Raw genomic sequence first — 18,376 nt, forward strand, 5'->3', positions numbered from 1 at the left:
CACCGGGCTGTCGGGCTCGTCGGCGGCCGTGGGGGCGGGCTCGTCGGCAGTCGTGGGGGCGGGGTCGTCGGCCGTGGGCTCGGCGTCTCCCGCCGCGGGCGCGGGGGGCTCGGGAGTCGCGGACCCGGTGTCCTCGACCCGCTCCTGCTCCGGCGCGGGGGACGTACCCGCGTCGGCGTGGGGCTCCGTGGCGGCGGTGGCGGCAGGCAGGGCCTCGGCATCGCCTTCGGCAGCACCCCCGTCGGCTCCCTGGGCGCCGTCCGCGTCCGTGCTGTCGGTGTCGCCCTCGGGGGAGACGTCCGCCGCGACGCCGGTACCGGCGCCGTCGGAGCCCTCGTGGGGCCCGGCATCCGTTCCCGCCGGGGCCTCGGCTCCGGGGGCACGGTCCTCGGCGGCGTCCTCGGCGCCGTCCGCGTCCATACCGCTTTGGGGCGCGCCGGTACCGGCGGGCTCGTCGGAGCCCTCGGCCGGGCCCGGCTGCCCGTCGGGCTGCCCGTCCGCCCCGGGACGCGCCTGTGCTCCGGACTGTGCCTCGGCCTGCGCCGCCGCCTCGGCGGCGGCGTCGCGCTGCTGGAACTCCCGCTTCAGGGCGGCGGCGGAGAACCGCATGGTGGCGCCGCTCTCCAGGTCGCCGTTGCCGGGGTCCGACGCGAACCCGTCGCCGCCCACCGGGGCTGGCGGAACCGCTGCCGGAAGTCCGGGCTCCGCCGCCCGGCCGGCCTCGGCGCCCGGCCCTTCCGGGCCCACTTGGTGCGCCTCGGGCGGCGGGGGCTGCTGCGGCTCGAAACCGCTGCCCACCGGCAGCCCGGGCACCGCGCCGGACCCGGCCGGAGGCGGACTCCCCGCCGGTCCCGCACCGCCACCGGGGGCGTTCTGCGTGTACCAGGCCGGCGGTGCGTAGTCGATGGTGAACTCGCCCGTCGCCTCGACGGCGGACTCCGCGTCGGACTGGTCATCGCCGGGTGTGGCCCAGCCCCCGCGGTTCCCGTCCCGATCGCTGTTCACAGTTCCTCCTGGTGTGGTGGCGCACCCTCATGCCGTGCCGGGGCGACCGTGATCGTCGTCCGAAGTTCTTCGGGGCTGTCCGAGGCCGCTGCGGAGTCGTCCGTTTCAGGCTGACCCCCGACCGGACCCAGCCTAATCACCATCACCGGCACCCCGGCAGGCCCCGTCGGCCCCTCGGTGCGCAGTCGCGCCCCTGCGCCCCCGCGTGGGTCCGCGCGCGTTCAGTCCATCCGCCGGGGCGTACCCAGCAACCCGATCTCCGCGTCGGTCGGTTGCGTCATCACGTACTGCCGGTCGCGGTCGGCACACCACAGGGTGACGCCGTCGGGCAGGGTCGGCAGCGCGTCGATCTCCGTCCGGGGCAGCCCCATGGTGCGCCCGAGTTCCGCCGACTCGTCCGGCGAGATCCGCTGCACGCCCACGAGCCGCGCCTGACGCACCAACCGCGGTGCGACCGGGCTGAGATAGGGCAGCAGCGTCAGCACCGACTGCCAGCGCCCGGACACCACCCGGCCGCGCGGCGGACGCATCCCGCAGTCCCGCACGACCAGGACCGGCGTGCCGGCCGAGGCACCCTGCGGCGGCACCCGCCCCACGTCGTACACGGCGAGCCCGTTCTGCCCGCCGCCCATGGCGTGCACCATCTGCGTCCACGCCTGCGGACGCCCGGTCTCCACCGCCACCCGCGCGCCGGTCGCCGCGGCCCGCAGCGCCAGCACCTGGACCGTCCACAGACTGCCGATGAGCACGATGTCGTACGGGGTGGGCCGGTTGAGCCCCAGCACGGCCGGCTGCCCCTCGGCGTCGACCCCGATGACGACACCGTCGTCCCCGATGGGCAGCGCCAGCGCGTCCAGGTCGTCGGCCGACAGGGTGTGCCGGCCGTGGCGCGGGCCGAGCAGCCCGAAGCCGCTGCGCAGCAGCCCGGCCGCCCGCGACGGGGCCGGTTCCGAAGCCCCGGCGGCCGCCGGGACCGGCGACCCCGGCGCACCGCTCCCGGTGGCGGGGACGCCCGGAGTGGTTCCTGTCGTCATGGCCGTCACCGGACGCCTCCCAGGGGCAGAGTGGCCAGTACGCCGGGCAGTTGTTCACGGTCGAGGCGCGTGAGGGCCGCACCGGCCTCCCGCGCGGCGCCCTCCAGCGCGCGCCGGGCGTCCGTCAGCTCCTCGGCGCTGCGGCCGGTCACCCGCAGATGACCGCTGAGCGACAACTCCCGCCGGTCCTCGGCGGCGAGGGTGAGACTGACGGTGGTGGCGAGCGCCGGCACCGCGGTGACGCGGGCGACGAACTGGGGCAGCGAGAGCCCGCCCTCGCCGCCCAGCGCGGGCCACTTGCGGACCCAGTACGTCGTGTGTCTGCGGTTGTCGCAGCGCCAGCTGCGGCCCGACTCCTCGGTGCGCCGCTCCTGCCGGGCGGCCCGCCCCGCCTCCGCCGTCACCAGCGGATTGGCGCAGGCGGACGTCGCGATCGCCGAGGTCAGCTCCTCCTCGTCGAGCACCGTGGCCCGGAAACCCGCCCCGGTCAGCCGGCTGGCCAGGTGGTCGGCCACCCGCACCACGCACTTCTGCGCCCCCACCAGCCCGCCGCCCCGGGCCGCCACGGCCTCCGGGCACAGCTCCGGATCCACCTTCAGGGCGATCCAGGTGATGCGCACCGCGGGAGCACCGGTCTGCTCCTGCAACGGCGCGTAGTTGCTGACCGCCACCGACTGCCGCGGCAGGTGCAGCGCGGGGGCGGGCTGGGTGTGCAGGACGATCTGGGCCGACTCCAGCCGGATGCCGTCCACGTGGAGCGCGTCCCGCACCAGGGCCAGCGGCAACGGCCGCCGGGACCGCTCGGCCCGCAGCGCCGTGGCGTCGGCCTCCACCTGCACCACGGCCGTGACGAACGTCCCGTCCCCGACGATGCCGACGGGGCGCCGCTCCCGGCCGCCGAACGCGTACGTGCGCAGGCTCGGGTCGCACTCCACCGCCGGAGCGAGCCCCGGTTCGGTGCCGGGCGGGAGCTCCGCCCCCGCCGCCCGCTTCTGCCGGGAACGCAGCGCCCGCACCGTGGCGATCCACTCGGGCAGCGAACGGCCGCGGCGGCGCACGAAGGCCAGCAGCACCAGCACCGCCGCGACGACCGCGGCGGGCACCAGGACGAGCGGGCCGAGCACCCATCCCGCGAGGAGGACGGCAGCGGCGAGCTCCAGCAGCACGATCCGTTGCAGCCGGAACGAACCGGGCCGCCCCGCACGCACCTTGAGCTGGAGACCTCCGCGCGGGGACGCCTGCCCGGCCGACCGCGCGTCGGGCGCGGCGGCACCGCGCGTCCGGCCGCGGCCACGACCCGGAGGCCGCCTTCCGGAAGCCATCACTGCATTCCCCCAATTTGTTCACAACACGCGGGAAATCCCGCAACCCGCCAGGCCCCACAGGGCCCAGGCACCCTACCCGCTCCGCAAGTTGCTCCCCACACCAGGCATAGTAGGGGCCCGGTCCGACACCGGCGGGCGGACGAGGGCGATCCCCGCCCCCGGAGCAGGTGCGGGCGGGACACGGGCGGAACACGGGGAGAGACACGCACCAATGGCATCTCGGCGGGATCAGCTCAACGCCTACACCTTCGCGAAGCGCCGCTTGCTCGCGGCGTTCGTCCAGTCGTTCCCGCAGGGTTCGGAGGAGGGAGCGCCCCGCCCGCTGCGCGGCATCGTGCCCGGCATCGTCATCGGCGTGATCGTCATGGCCGTCTTCGGCGCCTGGGGCATGCTCAAGCCGACCGCGCCCAAGGGCTGGGACACCCCCAACGAGAAAGTGATCATCGCCAGCGAGTCGACCACCCGGTACGTCGTGCTGAAGACCGGCGACGAGGCCCAGTTGCACCCCGTGCTCAACATGGCGTCCGCCAAGCTGCTCCTGGCCCCCGGCAAGGGCGACGTCGTCACCGTCAGCGAATCGCTCCTGGACAGCGGCAAGATCCCGCACGGCGCCACCATCGGCATCCCCTACGCCCCCGACCGCCTCCCCTCCGCGAAGGAAGCCGGCGCCGCCAAGCGCTGGGTCGTCTGCGAACGCCCCAGCGCGGGCGGGCAGTCCCTCCAGAAGGCCGCCCTCGTCCTCGCCGACCGCGAGCACAAACTGACCGAGGGCAAGCAGAAGCTGAAGGGCGGCGAACTCCTCTACGTCGTCGACCCCGACGGCCACCGCCACATCGTGGACGCGAGCGGCACCGCCTACCGCGTCGACGAACTGGACAGCGGCGACAAGCTCGAACTGCTGCTGCGCACGATCGTCGGCTCCGGCAGCGAACCGCAGCGGGTCTCCCGCGAGTGGCTGGCCACCCTCCACCGGGGCGACCCGGTCACCTTCCCGGAGCTCGACGCCACCCCCGGCACCCCCGCCGACGCCCCCGGCCGGCTCGACCCGTCGGCCGACAAGGTCGGCACCGTGCTCAAGGCGCTCGACAACAACAAGGAGCAGTACTACGTGGTCCTCCCCGGCCGCGTCGCCCCCGTCTCCGCCTTCGTCGCCAAACTCCTGCTGTTCAGCGAAGAACTGGCCTCACTCGACCAGGCCGGACACGCCCTGGACACCAGCCCCGGCGCGATCGTCCCCGGCAAGCCCTTCGGCGAGGAGCACGACTGGCCCACCGGCACCCCCGAGGCGGTCAACGAGGCGTCCGCCGCCAAGGGCAGCCGCAACACCGTCTGCAACGTCCTGCACGACGTCGGCGCCAAGGGCACCACCACCCTCACCACCTGGGCCGGCACCGACTTCCCGGCCGACCTCCCGGCCGGCTCCTCCAGCGCCTACGCCACGCCCGGCTCCGGACAGCTCTACCGCCAGTTCCAGGGCACCGAGACCAAGGCCGGCCCGGTCTTCCTCGTGACCGACACCGGGCTGCGCTACGTGCTGCAGTCCAACGCGGACAGCGCCACCGACGACGCCGGCATCGGCATGTCGGCCGAGGAGCGCAAGCAGTTGGAGCAGGAGGCCCAGCAGGCGCAGACCCGCCTCGGCTACGCCGACGTGGACCCGGCCCCCATCCCGGCCGCCTGGTCCGCGTTCCTGCCCACCGGACCCCGCCTGTCCACGGCCGCGGCCCGCCAGCCGCAGGGCTCCTGACCCGGGGGACGGCATGCGACGCACCCACCTCGCCCTGCTCCGGACGACGACCGCGACGACGACCGCGGCGGTCCTCCTGGCCGCCCCGGTCGCCCTCGCCCCGCCCGCCGCCGCGGAGGACTCCTTCTCCGACCAGTGCGAATACCCCAACGCCTCCTACCCCGGCCGCCCCTGGTCCCTCCAGCGCGTCCAACTCGACGCGCTGTGGGCCCAGTCCAAGGGCAAGGGTGTGCGCGTCGCCGTCATCGACACCGGCGTCGACGCCGGCCACCCGCAGCTCAAGGGCGCGGTCGACGCCAAGAGCGGCCGCAACTTCCTGCCCAAGGGCCTCAAGGACGACAACGGCGACCCCGTCGACCGCGGCAAGGAGAACGGCACCACCGACACCGTCGGCCACGGCACCAAGGTCGCCGGCATCATCGCCGCCCGGCCCGCCGGCAAGACCGGCTTCGTGGGCCTCGCCCCCGAGGCGACCATCATCCCCATCCAGCAGAACGACGCCGACGGCAACGGCGACACCAGCACCCTCGCCAAGAGCATCCGCTACGCCGTCCAGGCCAAGGCGCAGGTCATCAACATCAGCCAGGACACCTCCCACGCCGCCGAACCCGACCCGGACCTCAAGGCCGCCGTCGACGAGGCCCTGGCCCGGGAGATCGTCGTCGTCGCCTCCGCGGGCAACGACGGCGCCGGAGGCAACGTCAAGAAGACCTACCCCGCCTCCTACGAGGGCGTCCTCGCGGTCGCCGCCTCCGACCGCAACAACGAACGCGCGTCCTTCTCCCAGTCCGGCGACTTCGTCGACGTGGCCGCACCCGGCGTCGACATGATCTCCACCGTCCCCAAGGGCGGCCACTGCCTCGACAACGGCACCAGCTTCTCCGCGCCCTACGTCGCCGGCATCGCCGCGCTCATCAAGGCCAAGCACCCCAAGTGGACGCAGCGTCAGATCACCGCCCAGATCGAGCAGACCGCGGAACGCACCATCGCCGGCCGCGACCGCCTGGTCGGCTGGGGCGTCGTCGACCCGGTCGCCGCCCTCACCGAGGACGACCGCCCCGTCGAGTCCCCCCGCCCCCGCGAGGGCCTCACCCGAGCCGAGGCCCCCGCCGCGGCCGCCCTCCCCCTGGGCGAAACCGCCGACGAACGCAACACCCGCCTCGCCACCTACATCGCCGTCGGCACGGCCATCCTGGTCGCCGGCCTGGGCGGCACGGCGGTCGCCATCCGCGACGCACGCAGGCGAAAGCGGGCGGTCACCCTTCGCCCCGACGACGGCACAGTGTGAGAAACACCGCTGAATGACGTGAGACACGTCAGCAACCGGGGCCGTATTCCGTACCGTCCCGTGAAGGGAAGGTGAGGAACCACCGGCGCGCACGGCCGTGACTGCATATGGCAGTTGGGACTGTCGGTGCGGATCACTAGAGTGGTTCCGTTGCGGTCGTGATCGCTCGGGGACCGGAAGGAAACGAGGCCCCGCGAAGGAAGGCGGACGACCCGCGACACGGGGACAACGGGGCGCAGTGAAACGGGGAGGAAGGCATGGGGCTTCCAGAGGAGGACAGGGCCGGCGCACCAGCAGGATCGGCGGACCTGCGGCGCGGCATGATGGCGCTGTCGAAGTTCAAGGAGAAGGTGGACGACCTCCTCGAAACCTTCGAGGGGTCGGACGGCGGCCCGGCCAAGGTCTCCGCCCACAGCCTGCCGCAGACCGCCTTCGGCACGGGTGCCTTCCCGGAAGGCAAGCAGCTCCACCTGGAGTACGAGCGCGTGCACGAGCGGATCACCGCGCTGTCCAAGTCGCTCGGCCTGCAACTCGAGGCCATGCGGATCGCGGTGCACGGCGTGGACGTCGACTTCGACAATCTCGAGGAAGAGCAGCGCTACCGGTTCCATGCGATCCGGGCCGAGGTCAACCAGACGCGTAACGAGATGCTGAACGAGCACCTCAAGCGGGACAACAACGCGGACCACACCGACGCGGGGTACTGATGAGCGGCGACAAGAACAGGCCGGACCCTTACCAGCAGGAGCGCGAGGAGGCCACGACACAGAACGGCGCCCTCGACGCGGTCATGACCATGACCCGTGTCGTCAACCCGTTCAACCCGCTCAACCCCTTCCCGGGCACGCGGGGCATCCACTTCGCGTCCACCAACTTCGAGGGCTACGACCTCAACGACATGGTCGACATCGTGGAGTCGGCCAACCCCGAGCTCCTCGAGTCCGCGGGCGAGGCACTCCTCGCCGCGCGCACGGCCATCGAGGAGGCGGCGGAGGTCCTCGACGGCGACATCAAGAAGATCGACTGGGAGGGCGAGGCCCACGACTCCTTCCAGAAGTGGGCCAAGAGCCTCGTCACCACCGCCAAAGGCCTCGCGACCTACGCGGAGACCGTCGGCACCCAGGTCATGGCCGCCGGCTCCGGCCTCGCCTCCGTGCGCAAGTCCATGCCCCCGAGGGACTCCCGCACCAACCCCAAGACCGTTGACGACATCCCCGTCGTCCAGCGGATCGACACCAACGAGGAGTTCACCGCAGCTCGAAAGGCGGAACAGGACCGCCAGGAAGCCATCAACCAGATGTACCGCCTGGCGTCGTTCTACACGGTGTCGCAGGGGATGATGGCGAAGGCGGAGGAGCCGGTGTTTCCGAAGATGCCGGACGTCGGGATTCCGGCTCCGCCGCCGTCCTATGTACCGGTACCTCCGGGAGCGGCGAGGGAGACCCCGATGCTCGGTGAGGTCGGTACGACTCCGCAGGGTGCGACAGCCACGGGGGCGACTGCCGCAGGGTCCGTGGCGGAACCGACGCTCGTCAAGGGGGCCTCCGAGCCCTCGACGCTGCCGAAGCCGCCCGTGGGCACGGAGATCAACAGTGTCGGGACCCTGCCACCACAGGAAGCCGTGCGCCCGAGCACGGGCGCCGCGCCGCCCGTGACCGGAGGACCTGCCGGTCAGCCGGGCCCGGTTCCCCCGATGGCGCCCAACACCATGCCGCCTGCCGTACGTGGAGCCACAGGGCGAGTCACAGGGCCCGGGGCTGTGCCCGCGAGCAGGATTCCCCCTGCGGCGCAGGGCCGGATCGGCGGGCCCGGGGCGCAGGGCCCGATCGGGCGCGTGGGACCGGGTGTGACGAACACCGGCCCAGGTACCGGATCCGCGGGACCGATGGGAAGGGCAACCGGGCCTATGGGGCCCATGGGGCGTGCTGCGGTGCCCGGTCAGGGTGCTGGCTCCGGCAACGGCCCCGTCGGACCGATCGGAAGAGCGACCGGGCCCGTGGGGCCCATGGGGCGTGCTGGGGTGCCCGGTCAGGGTGCGGGTCCCGGAAACAGCCCCGTGGGCCGGGGCATCGTGGGTGGCGTACCACGGGCCGCGGCACCCCTGCCAGGACCCGTCGGTGGTGTTCCGCGCGGCGCGAGCGGCCCTCTGGGAGCCGCCCCGGCAGGCCGCGGGGGAGCGCCCGGTCGAAGCGGTGACGGAGTGGTCGGCGGGCGTCCTGTCGTCGGGGCATCGCCCGGTACCGGCGCGTCCAGACTGCCGCGCAGCACCGTCATCGGCGGCGAAAGGGGCGCGACCTCCGGCACGTCCGGGCAGCGACCCGGCCGGCAGGGCGTGATCGGAGCACCGGAGGCGACAGCGAACAGTGGGCGGACGCCGCGCCGCCCCGTCGCCGGCCCCGACGGAGTCGTCGGTACCCCCATGGGCAGAGGCTCGGCTTCCAGGAAGAGCGAGCGCTCATCCGAGGCCTCCACGGGACAGCGGGGTACGTCGGGCGACCGGACTTCCGCCCCCGGCCGAGAACGCCGCCGGAAGCGCCGCGACGACGCGTCGGCGTCCGACTGACCGCATGGACAAGGGACAAACAGAAGCATGGTGTCAAGGATGAGCCGATCCGCCGGCCGGGACGCGACCGCGTCGTCTCACACGCAGCGCAGGAGACGGCGTTCAGGTGTCTGCTCGCTGCTCGGAGCTGCCCTGCTGCTGTCGACCGGCCTGACATCAGGTGCCGCGGCCGCGGACGCCCAGTCCACGCAGTGGGCGCTGTCCGCGATGAAGGCCGAGGAGATGTGGAAGGTCAGCACCGGGGAGGGCGTCAAGATCGCGGTCATCGATACGGGCGTGAACCCGGACACTCCCGCGCTCAAGGGCCAGGTGCTTGCCGACGAGGTCCCGGAATCCCTGGCCCACAAGGCGACCGAGGACGACGAGGGCCACGGGACGACCATGGCGGAGCTGATCGCTGGCACGGGAGCCGGCGGCGGGCTGAAAGGGCTGGCTCCCGGGGCCAAGGTGGTGCCGTACCGGGTCGCGATGAAGGCCGAGACGGGGCCGGAGAGCAGGAAGTTCCCGGACCTGGCGGATGTGATCCGTGCCGTCGCCGACAGTGACGTCAAGATCATCAACATGTCCTTCGGCGGCGAGTTCCACGTCCCGGACATCGAGAAGGCCATCACCTACGCCCATTCCAAGGGCAAGCTGATGATCACGTCTGCGGTGACCAACCCGGAGTCGAAGCATGCTGTCGGCTACCCGGCCGCCTACCCCTACGTGGTGGGTGTCGCGGCCACCGACGCATCAGGAAAGGTCATCAACCGCTCGGAGGAGAGCAACTTCGTCGACGTCGCGGCGCCTGGGCAGGACCTCGCCTCGTACTGCGACACAGTGCGCCGCTCCTCCTGCGACGGGAACGAAGGCATCGACGGCGCCGCGGCCCTCACCTCGGCCTCCGCCGCGCTGGTCTGGTCCGCGCACCCGGACTGGACGGCCAACCAGGTTCTCGGCAGCCTCATCGACACCGCCGGACGCGACTGGGAGAAGGACGACCCGAGCACCTTCCTCGGCTACGGCCTGGTCCGCCCCCGCAGGGTGCTCGAGAACCCGGACTTCAAGCCCGGCCCGGCCGACACCGATCCCCTGGCCCGGGAGAACGACCGAAGCATGTTCGACAAGTCGGGCAAGCCGGCCGCCGACGACTCCTCCGACAACGGCAACACCACCCTGTGGGTGGTCCTCGGAGGGGCCGCCGCCGTCCTGGCGCTCGGCGGCGGAGCCTTCGCCGTGCTCCGTTCCCGGCGGAGCTCCTAGTCCAACCCACCACCTATCACCGCGCGGTGAGCCGAACGCACCACCTCCCACCGCACCACCGCACTCACGAAAGGGACCGCCGACATGGCTGACGGCCGCAAGCTCTACGAGGCCCAGGTAGAGAAGCTCCAGACGAATGTCATCGACCGGTACGACTCGATCCGCCAGCAGCTCGCGCGTCTCCAGGGCACGATCGACATGATCGAGAAGCACTGGACGGGCCAGGGCGCCATCGCGTTCGACAAGAAGCAGACGGAGATCAACGGCCACATGGCCTCGATCGGCCGGATGCTGGACGACTTCCTCGAGGGCATCGAGCTGAACAAGAAGGACAAGCGGAACCTCGAAAGCCAGATCGAGGCGGACATCGTCAAGATCTCGGTGGACGACCTGGGCGGCAAGACCTCCGCCCTCAGCCAGTACTGACGCGAGCCGACCACCTTCCGGCTTTCAACGAAACGAGGAAATCATGTCCGGAGTCCACTACGACGAACTCGCCGTCAAGTACGGCACGATGGACGCGCTCGCCACCGAGCTGGGCGACCAGGCCAAGAAGCTGGAGGAGGACCTCGAGGCCCTCAAGAAGGCCGTCCTCGACGCGGCCGCGGGCTGGGGCGGCGAGGCCTACGACGAGTTCACCAAGAAGAGCAAGGAGTGGGACCGCCACGCCCGGGGCATCCACCAGGCTCTGACGAGCATCGCCCAGCGCGTGGGCACCGCCGGCGGTGACTACCGCGGCGGCGACCTGAAGGGCTCCAGCTACTTCATGTAGGCCCGGAGCACCAGGGCACGCACACATCACACGAACGGGTGGGCACGCACGGGAGGTGCCCACCCTTTCGTGTGCCCGCGATCCGGCTGCGCGGCAGCCCGGCCCGCTCTCTCCCCCTCCACCCCCGGATCCAGGAGGCCGACGGCCCTTCCCACCTAGGGGATGGTCACGTTCGGACACGAGTGGAGGTCGGCTGCCGAGGACACGAAACTGGCGAAGGTTTCCCGGTAGACATCTGTCACCGAGGGGTGGTGATCCCGGAGAGCGCCGTAGTACTCCTTGCTCCAGAGAGCTGTGAAAAACACGTCACCGTCAGCGCACTGCACAATGGCTTGGTTGGGGAGAGCGACACCCTGACCGTCGGGCAGTTCTCGGAAATCGTCGTTGCCCTTGAGAGCGGCCTCAACCATGGCCGGGTCCGAAGTCGCCGTGAAGGAAACGGACGCCCCTGCCTTGCCGGCAAGAGCCAGATCGCATGCCCACACATCCTGGGCGCCCCGGCTCACCCGTTCCTGCCCGGGCTCGGCGGCTCCGGGCAGCACGGCGCTGTCCGGCAAGGCGAAGTCCGGCAGGCCGCACACCTTTTCGCTGTCCGTGGTGCGCGCACCTTCGGGAGCGGCCAGCTCAGGCGGCTCCTTCAACGCGGCGACTGAACACCCGGCGTCCGCAGCGACACTCGCCGCGGTCCGAGCCAAGAGCCGTGCCAGCGCCTCAGGGGCGACCCGACCTGCTGTCACGGTGGCCTCGACGGCAGCCACACCGTTGTCGTCGGGCGGCAGAAGACGGCTGCCGTGGATGTCGCCCACCTTGGCCCAGCACGACTTCGGCAGGACCACGTAACCGCCAGTGGGCGTCACACCTCCTGTGACCTCCCCCTTGAAGTAGGAACGTGCTCCCGGGTTCTTCCACACGTGAGTGGTGTAAGGAAACGGTCCGAGCTCGCTCGCGGTCTTCAACGCGATTCGGGGGGCTGCGTCCGTTGAGAACAGGCTGCGTCTCTCGATGACGCACGTGAACTCCGGCTTGCCGGGGATTGTCTGTACGCGGCTGTCGGAGAGGCGGCCCGGCGAATCCAGTACATCCTGTGCGTCTCCGGACCGCACCCTCCCGTCGCAGAACGATGTCGCCCCCAATACGTTGGTGTTCTGCCACAGATGCGTGGATACAAGGGCGCTGACCACAACCAGCGTTCCCGCAGCGACGAGCCACGCCTTTTTTCGGTACGGGCGGAGCGGCATTGGTGCATTGATTCCTTGTCTTGAGCCCCGAGTCGCCTGGACCGGAGTGCTTGGTGGGCGATCGTCCGCCCCGCCCCACAGACCGACCGGTCGATCCGAGGCCCGAACCGCCGGCCCGGCCGACGCGCGCGCCCCGCAGCCCCCGGCGGTACGACCCCCGACCAGTCCCTCCTACAACTCCTCCTCCGCCACCAACCCCGTCTGCACCAGCGGCCGCCCCCGGCGGCGGGAGACGAACACGCCCCGGCCGGCCGGCATCGGGCGGGGGCGGACTCCGCCGAGGACGTCGCCCTCTCCGGGGTCGCCCGCGAGGACGACGCCCTGGGCGCCGAGTTCCTTGATCCGCTGCATGAACGCCTCGTAGGAGGCACGGCTCGCGCCGGCCGTGGAGCGGGCGATGATGAAGCGGACGCCGACGTCCCGGGCGAACGGGAGCAGTTCCGTCAGGCCGCTCAGCGGGTTGCCGCTGGACGTGGCGACGAGGTCGAAGTCGTCGATGACCACGTAGACCGTCGGGCCCTGCCACCAGCTGCGGTCCCGGAGCTGCTGGGCGGTGACGTCGGCGGTCGGGGTGCGCCGTTTCATGAGGTCGGCCAGGGCCACCATGTGGTGCTCCATGGCGTTGGACATGGGGATGTACTCGGCGAGGTGGGTGTCCGGTGTGACACCCAGCAGGGAGCGCCGGTTGTCCACCACGAACAGCTTGCACTCGTTGCCGGGGTAGCGCGCCGTGAGCTGCTTGATGAGCAGCTTGAGCAGGTTGGACTTGCCGGACTCGCTCTCGCCGAAGACGAGGAAGAACGGGTCCTGGTCGAAGTCGACGAAGACCGGTTCGAGGTTGTCCTCGTCGAGGGCGAAGGCGACGCCGCGCTGCGGGAACCGGTTGCCCGGCGGCAGCTGCTCCGCCGGGAACTGGCGGGGCAGCAGCCGGACGGCGGGCGCCTCGGGGCCCTGCCAGTGCCGGGACACCTCGGCGGACAGGGCCGCGGTGGCGTCCGCGAGGTCCGTGTCGGAGGTGAGGCCGTCGATGCGCGGCACGGCCGCCATGAAGTGCAGCTTCTGCGGTGACAGACCCCGGCCGGGGACCCCGGCGGGCACGTTCGCGGCGACCTTGCGGTCGAGTTCGGAGTCCATGGTGTCGCCGAGCCGCAGCTCCAGCCGGTTCAGCAGGTTGTCCTTCAGGGCCGACCGCACCTCCATCGAGCGGGAGGCCGACAGGATCAGGTGTACGCCGTACCCGAGGCCACGCGTGGCGATGTCGAGGATCACCTGATCGAGTGCCTCGTAGTCGCCGCGGAAGGTGGCCCAGCCGTCGATCACCAGGAAGACGTCGCCCCACGGCTGGTCGGTGACCGAGATGTCACCGCGGGCGCGCCGGGCCCGGAACTCGGCGATCGAGGAGATGCCCGACGCGCGGAAGTACTCCTCGCGCCGGTTCAGCACGCCGTAGACCTCCGCCACGGTCCGTCGCACCTTCTCCGGGTCGAGGCGGGAGGCGACCCCGCCGACGTGCGGCAGCCCGGCCACCGCGGCCATGCCGCCGCCGCCGAAGTCCAGCCCGTAGAACTGGACTTCCTGCGGGGTGTGGGTGAGGGCGAAGGAGCAGATCAGCGAGCGGAGCAGCGTCGACTTGCCGGACTGCGGGCCGCCGAGGATCTGCATGTGGCCGGCCGCGCCCGAGAAGTCCACCCATAGCGGGTCGCGGCGCTGCTCGTACGGCTTGTCGACGAGGCCGACGGGGACGAGCAGCCGGCCCGCGCCCTCGTAGCCGGGCTGGGTCAGGCCCCGGCCCGGCACGGCCGTCAGGCCGGGCAGCAGGCCGTCCAGCGAGGGCGGGCTGTCCAGCGGCGGCAGCCACACCTGGTGGGCCGCCGGGCCCTGCGCCTCCAGCCGCCGCACGACGACGTCGAGGACGGTGTCGGCCAGCGCGTCGTCCACCTCGTCGGCGCCGTCCGCCGCGCCGGTGCGCTGCTGCGGCACGGGCGCGTAGTGCACCGGCACCTCCGCGGCCGTGAACAGCACCGGCCGCCGGTCGACCGGCAGCGGGCCGCCCGCCGCCGGGTTCTGCTGCCCGCCGGAGCGGTAGACGCCGGAGACGTAGGCGGCCTTGAAGCGCGTCATCTCGTCGGTGCCGAACTTGAGGAATCCCGAACCCGGCACGTTCGGCAGTTCGTAGGCGTCCGGCACGCCCAGCGCCGCCCGCGACTCGGCGGCGGAGAAGGTGCGCAGACCGATGCGGTACGACAGATACGTCTCCAGGCCGCGCAGCCGCCCCTCCTCCAGCCGCTGCGAGGCCAGCAGCAGGTGCACGCCGAGCGACCGGCCGATGCGGCCGATCTGCACGAACATGTCGATGAAGTCCGGCTTCGCGGTGAGCAGTTCGCTGAACTCGTCGATCACCAGCAGCAGCGACGGGATCGGCTGGAGCGGCGCGCCTGCCGCGCGGGCCTTCTCGTAGTCGTGGATGTTGGCGTAGTTGCCCGCGTCGCGCAGCATCTCCTGGCGGCGGTTGAGCTCACCGCGGATGGAGTCGCCCATGCGGTCGACGAGCGTCAGGTCGTCCGCGAGGTTGGTGATCACGGCGGCCACGTGCGGCATCTGCGCCATGCCGGCGAAGGTGGCGCCGCCCTTGAAGTCGGCGAGGACGAAGTTGAGGGTCTCGGAGGAGTGGGTCACGGCGAGCCCCAGCACCAGGGTGCGGAGCAGTTCCGACTTGCCGGAGCCCGTCGCGCCGACGCACAGGCCGTGCGGGCCCATGCCCTCCTGCGCGGCCTCCTTGATGTCGAGCATCACCGGGCGGCCGTCCTCGCCGACGCCGATCGGCACCCGCAGCCGCTCCGCCTGCGACCGCGGCCGCCAGGTCCGCCGGGTGTCGACGGAGGCGGCGTCACCCAGGTTGAGCAGGTCCGTGAACTCCAGGTTCGCCAGCAGCGGTTCGTCGTCGTCGCCGCCCTCGGCCATCCGCAGCGGCGCCAGCTGGCGGGCCAGGGCCTCGGCGGACTCGTACGACAGGGCGTCCGGGGTGCCCTCGTAGACGACGCCGTGCGCCGACTCCAGGTGCAGCGACCGCGGCCGTACGACGACGGAGAGGTCGCCGCGGACACCGGCCGGCTCGCCCCCGGTCACCTCCACGAGCGTGACGCCCTGCAGGCCCTCGGGGCTGAGCAGCAGGGAGTCCGGGGGCAGGGACACTCCGTCGAGCACGACGACGATGTGCGGGGTGTCGGGCAGCGGGGCCGCGTTCGGGTGGAAGCGCGGGCGTCCGGTCAGCCGGGCCGACAGCAGCTCCTCGGTCTCCCGCGGGTCGCCCCCGATCAGGCGGCGGGTGCCGGCGCCGTCCGCGACGCCGGACAGCTGCACGTGCGGCAGCCACTTGGCCCACTCCCAGTGCGGCAGCGCCTCCCGCCCGGCCACCACCGCGACGATCAGGTCCTCGGGGGAGTGCAGGGCGGTCAGCGAACCGACCAGGGCGCGCGCGGAGGACCGCACGGACTCCGGCTCCCCGCCCAGCGTCACGTGGTAGAAGGCGCGCAGCGACACGGCCATCGGCAGGTCGTCCAGCGTGCCGTGGACCGCGACGAACCGCTGCATCGACCCGGCGGCGAGCGGCTCCAGCTGGTCGACGGGCGCGGTCTCGGGGGTGACCAGCTCGGTGGCCAGGGCCTGCGGACCGAGGCCGATGCGGACCTGCCCGAAGTCCTCGTCGCCCGGCCGCCGTTCCCACACCCGGCTGCCCTCGGCGACCAGGGCCCACAACTGCTCCGGCGACGGGTGCAGGTAGTACTGGGCGTCCCGCTGCTTGCGTGCCGTCTCCTGGACGGTCCGGCGGGTCTGCGACAGATAGCTCAGGTAGTCCCGGCGCATGTCGGCGAGCTGGCCCTGGGAACCGCGGCGGAAACGGATCACCATCGCGATGGACATGGCGATCGTCGACGCGATCATCACCATGCCCATGATCCGCATGAACGGCTGACCGCTGGTGAAGAAGAAGACCACCGAACCGCCCATGCCGAGCGTCGGCAGCAACTGCATCAGCACGCTTTCCCGGTGATCCCGCGGCAGTTCGGGCGGCGGCTGCACCACGACCTCACCGGACGGCACCTCGGGCGGCAGCGCTCGTGGCGGACGCTTCACGACGATCTGGGTCACTGCTCACCAATTCCCTTGGCGGCCCGCCGGGTTTGTCGTCCACCACCCCGTGTCAGGCGGACGAGGGCCGCCGCGCGATCCTACTGATCCCACCACGTGCCGCCGGACGGTAGGGTGCCGGATGTTCGCGTCAGCACACGTGAACCCGGCCGGAGATATGGGGCATTCCATGAGATCCGGCACGGTGCGGAACGCCGGGCCCGGCCGGACGGCCTCCGCCGGTGCCGTCCGGTGGCCCGACGGGCCGTCCCACGGCGGGCGGTGGGGCAGACGGAAGACATCACAAGCCCTTCACATCGCGCACATCGCGAACACCGACGCAGGACCGAGGACGCAGGACCGAGGGGGAACAGCAGGTGAGCATGACGGCCTCGACGACGGCCACCGGCCCGGGAGGACCGGGACAGGGCACGGCTCCGCCGCGGGCGGCGCAGGGACTCGGCTTCTGCCGGGTCACCATCGTCGCCCCCGACAGCCGGATCGACGTGGCCCTGCCCGACGACGTACCGGTCGCCGACGTCTATCCCGAGATCCTGCGCCTGGCCCGGCAGACCGCCGCCGAGGGCGCCCCGGTCGGCTACCACCTGGTGCGGCGGGACGGGACCGTCCTCGACAGCTCCCGCTCCTTCGCCGCGCAGCGCATTCTCGACGGCGAACTGCTCACCCTGCGCCCCTTCGCGGAATCTCTGCCGCCGGCCGTCTTCGACGACGTGTCCGAGGCGGTCGCCTCCGCCGTGACCCGCGACCGCTCCCTGTGGCGGGACGACCTCACGCGCGCGGCGGGCCTGACCGGCGGCGGGGTCCTGCTCGCCCTGCTCGCCTTCGTCGCCTGGACCGCCGACCCGCGGCACGACATGCACGGCCTGCCCGGCATCCTCGCGGGCGTCGCCGGAGTGCTCCTCGTGGTCCTCGGCTGCGTCCGTGCCCGCGTCTACGACGACCGCGCCGCCGGCATCGCGCTGGGGCTCGGCGCGCTGCCGAACATGGGCGTGGCCGGTTCCGGCCTGCTGTCGCTGTCCGAGGGGCAGGGCATCGGCAAGCTCCAGTTCCTGCTGGCCTGCGCGGCGGTCCTGGTCGCCTCGGTGGTCCTGACCCTCTGCTCCCCGCGCGGCGACGGCCCCTTCGTCGCCTTCGCGGTCGCCTCCGGGCTGGCCCTGACCGCCACCTTCGTGGCGCTCCTCGGCCGCTGGACCCCGTCGGAGATCGCCGCCCTGTGCGCGCCCCTCGCGGTCGGCGCGCTGGCCTTCCTGCCGGGCATGTCCATGCGCTTCGCGCGGCTGCCCATCGGCTTCGACGCGCCGGACACCGCGCAGCGCACCGCGTACGGTGCCGACCCCGAGCCGCAGGAACCGGTCGACGCCGAACGCATCGCCGCGCAGGCCCGGCGCGGCCACGAACTGCTCGTCGGCCTGGTCGGCGGCTGCGCCCTGCTCGCGGTCGGCTCCGCGCTGGTGCTCGGCTTCTCCGACAATGTGTGGGCCCGGCTGCTGGCCCTGGCCACCGGCATCGCGCTGCTGATGCGCGCACAGCTGTTCCGCTACACCGCTCAGGTCGCCGGCCTGCTGGCGGCCGGCCTCGGGTCACTGGTGGCGCTCGGGCTGGGCCTGGCGCTCAACCCGCCGCACGCCATGATCCGGGACGCGCTCACGGGGGACCGGGCCGACCTGGACATCCGCACGATCTGGCTGGTCGCGGCCATCGCCGTGGCGGCAGCGGTCATCACCGCGATCGGGCTGGTGGCCTCCCGCAGCGGGCTCACGCCCTTCTGGGGCCGCTTCCTGGAGATCGCCGAGGGCTTCGTCCTGCTCACCCTGGTGCCGCTCGCGCTCGCCGTCTTCGAGGTCTACCAGTCCGTGCGGTCCATGACCGGCTGACGGCACCGCCCGCCGGATACGCCCCCGCGCGGGCGGCCACCCGGTCCGGCGGGCCCGCACACGTGTCCGGCGGGCACACACACGTGCGCCCGCCCGGAAACCCGCGCCACGCGCGCCCGGCCGGGAACCCGCCGCACGC

Annotated in this window: 13 protein-coding genes; 8 read left to right on the plus strand and 5 right to left on the minus strand. The window is 72.4% G+C overall.

Annotated features, from left to right (window positions below; genetic code table 11):
- The 3 genes from G3I53_RS01560 to eccE all read right to left on the minus strand — a co-directional run.
- On the minus strand, nucleotides 1–1,005 hold a 1,005-nt coding region (locus tag G3I53_RS01560), incomplete at its 3' end, for an SCO5717 family growth-regulating ATPase (protein WP_343240538.1).
- Nucleotides 1,006–1,226: 221 nt separating this feature from the next.
- Complete coding sequence (locus G3I53_RS01565) at nucleotides 1,227–2,039, minus strand: hypothetical protein (RefSeq protein WP_164437955.1); 813 nt, start codon at nucleotides 2,037–2,039, stop codon at nucleotides 1,227–1,229.
- Nucleotides 2,040–2,044: 5 nt separating this feature from the next.
- Nucleotides 2,045–3,361 carry a type VII secretion protein EccE gene (gene eccE / locus G3I53_RS01570; RefSeq protein ID WP_164337352.1) on the minus strand — a complete coding sequence of 439 codons (1,317 nt, stop codon included), beginning with the start codon at nucleotides 3,359–3,361 and terminating at the stop codon, nucleotides 2,045–2,047.
- A gap of 214 nt (nucleotides 3,362–3,575) precedes the next feature.
- Here eccE and eccB point away from each other — a divergent pair, with 214 nt between their 5' ends.
- The 7 genes from eccB to G3I53_RS01605 all read left to right on the plus strand — a co-directional run bounded on the left by eccB (nucleotide 3,576) and on the right by G3I53_RS01605 (nucleotide 10,976).
- On the plus strand, nucleotides 3,576–5,111 hold the full coding sequence (eccB, locus tag G3I53_RS01575; protein ID WP_164337351.1) for a type VII secretion protein EccB: 1,536 nt from the start codon (nucleotides 3,576–3,578) through the stop codon (nucleotides 5,109–5,111).
- 13 nt (nucleotides 5,112–5,124) lie between these two features.
- Complete coding sequence (mycP, locus tag G3I53_RS01580; protein ID WP_164337350.1) at nucleotides 5,125–6,399, plus strand: type VII secretion-associated serine protease mycosin; 1,275 nt, start codon at nucleotides 5,125–5,127, stop codon at nucleotides 6,397–6,399.
- A 257-nt stretch (nucleotides 6,400–6,656) separates the two neighbouring features.
- Nucleotides 6,657–7,106, plus strand: coding sequence for a hypothetical protein (locus G3I53_RS01585; RefSeq protein ID WP_164337349.1), 450 nt, complete (start codon nucleotides 6,657–6,659; stop codon nucleotides 7,104–7,106).
- Nucleotides 7,106–8,962 carry a hypothetical protein gene (locus tag G3I53_RS01590; RefSeq protein ID WP_164337348.1) on the plus strand — a complete coding sequence of 619 codons (1,857 nt, stop codon included), beginning with the start codon at nucleotides 7,106–7,108 and terminating at the stop codon, nucleotides 8,960–8,962. Before G3I53_RS01585 ends, G3I53_RS01590 begins: the two co-directional genes overlap by 1 nt.
- A gap of 207 nt (nucleotides 8,963–9,169) precedes the next feature.
- Nucleotides 9,170–10,204 (plus strand): S8 family serine peptidase, encoded by a 1,035-nt coding sequence (locus G3I53_RS01595; RefSeq protein WP_343240539.1) that lies wholly within the window; start codon nucleotides 9,170–9,172, stop codon nucleotides 10,202–10,204.
- A gap of 84 nt (nucleotides 10,205–10,288) precedes the next feature.
- Nucleotides 10,289–10,630: a WXG100 family type VII secretion target gene (locus G3I53_RS01600; protein WP_164337346.1), complete on the plus strand. Its 342-nt coding sequence runs from the start codon at nucleotides 10,289–10,291 to the stop codon at nucleotides 10,628–10,630.
- 43 nt (nucleotides 10,631–10,673) lie between these two features.
- Nucleotides 10,674–10,976: a WXG100 family type VII secretion target gene (locus G3I53_RS01605; RefSeq protein ID WP_164337345.1), complete on the plus strand. Its 303-nt coding sequence runs from the start codon at nucleotides 10,674–10,676 to the stop codon at nucleotides 10,974–10,976.
- A 155-nt stretch (nucleotides 10,977–11,131) separates the two neighbouring features.
- Here the strand turns inward: G3I53_RS01605 and G3I53_RS01610 are convergent, their stop codons facing one another.
- Entirely contained in the window at nucleotides 11,132–12,214 is a 1,083-nt protein-coding gene (locus G3I53_RS01610; RefSeq protein ID WP_164337344.1) for a hypothetical protein, read from the minus strand.
- Nucleotides 12,215–12,385: 171 nt separating this feature from the next.
- Nucleotides 12,386–16,363 carry a type VII secretion protein EccCa gene (gene eccCa, locus G3I53_RS01615; protein ID WP_164437956.1) on the minus strand — a complete coding sequence of 1,326 codons (3,978 nt, stop codon included), beginning with the start codon at nucleotides 16,361–16,363 and terminating at the stop codon, nucleotides 12,386–12,388.
- A 356-nt stretch (nucleotides 16,364–16,719) separates the two neighbouring features.
- On the opposite strand from eccCa, the gene eccD reads away from it, so the two are divergent.
- Entirely contained in the window at nucleotides 16,720–18,237 is a 1,518-nt protein-coding gene (gene eccD, locus G3I53_RS01620) for a type VII secretion integral membrane protein EccD (RefSeq protein ID WP_164334515.1), read from the plus strand.
- The last annotated feature ends 139 nt before the right edge of the window (nucleotides 18,238–18,376 follow it).

Origin of the sequence: Streptomyces sp. SID14436, assembly GCF_010548465.1 — a bacterium.
Classification (GTDB): Bacteria; Actinomycetota; Actinomycetes; order Streptomycetales; family Streptomycetaceae; genus Streptomyces.

What these genes read in the sequence shown, in the direction of transcription:
- G3I53_RS01565 (WP_164437955.1), bottom strand. Translation starts at nt 2,039, where the DNA reads ATGACGACAGGAACCACTCCGGGCGTCCCCGCCACCGGGAGCGGTGCG.
- eccE (WP_164337352.1), bottom strand. Translation starts at nt 3,361, where the DNA reads ATGGCTTCCGGAAGGCGGCCTCCGGGTCGTGGCCGCGGCCGGACGCGC.
- eccB (WP_164337351.1), top strand. Translation starts at nt 3,576, where the DNA reads ATGGCATCTCGGCGGGATCAGCTCAACGCCTACACCTTCGCGAAGCGC.
- mycP (WP_164337350.1), top strand. Translation starts at nt 5,125, where the DNA reads ATGCGACGCACCCACCTCGCCCTGCTCCGGACGACGACCGCGACGACG.
- G3I53_RS01585 (WP_164337349.1), top strand. Translation starts at nt 6,657, where the DNA reads ATGGGGCTTCCAGAGGAGGACAGGGCCGGCGCACCAGCAGGATCGGCG.
- G3I53_RS01590 (WP_164337348.1), top strand. Translation starts at nt 7,106, where the DNA reads ATGAGCGGCGACAAGAACAGGCCGGACCCTTACCAGCAGGAGCGCGAG.
- G3I53_RS01595 (WP_343240539.1), top strand. Translation starts at nt 9,170, where the DNA reads ATGAAGGCCGAGGAGATGTGGAAGGTCAGCACCGGGGAGGGCGTCAAG.
- G3I53_RS01600 (WP_164337346.1), top strand. Translation starts at nt 10,289, where the DNA reads ATGGCTGACGGCCGCAAGCTCTACGAGGCCCAGGTAGAGAAGCTCCAG.
- G3I53_RS01605 (WP_164337345.1), top strand. Translation starts at nt 10,674, where the DNA reads ATGTCCGGAGTCCACTACGACGAACTCGCCGTCAAGTACGGCACGATG.
- G3I53_RS01610 (WP_164337344.1), bottom strand. Translation starts at nt 12,214, where the DNA reads ATGCCGCTCCGCCCGTACCGAAAAAAGGCGTGGCTCGTCGCTGCGGGA.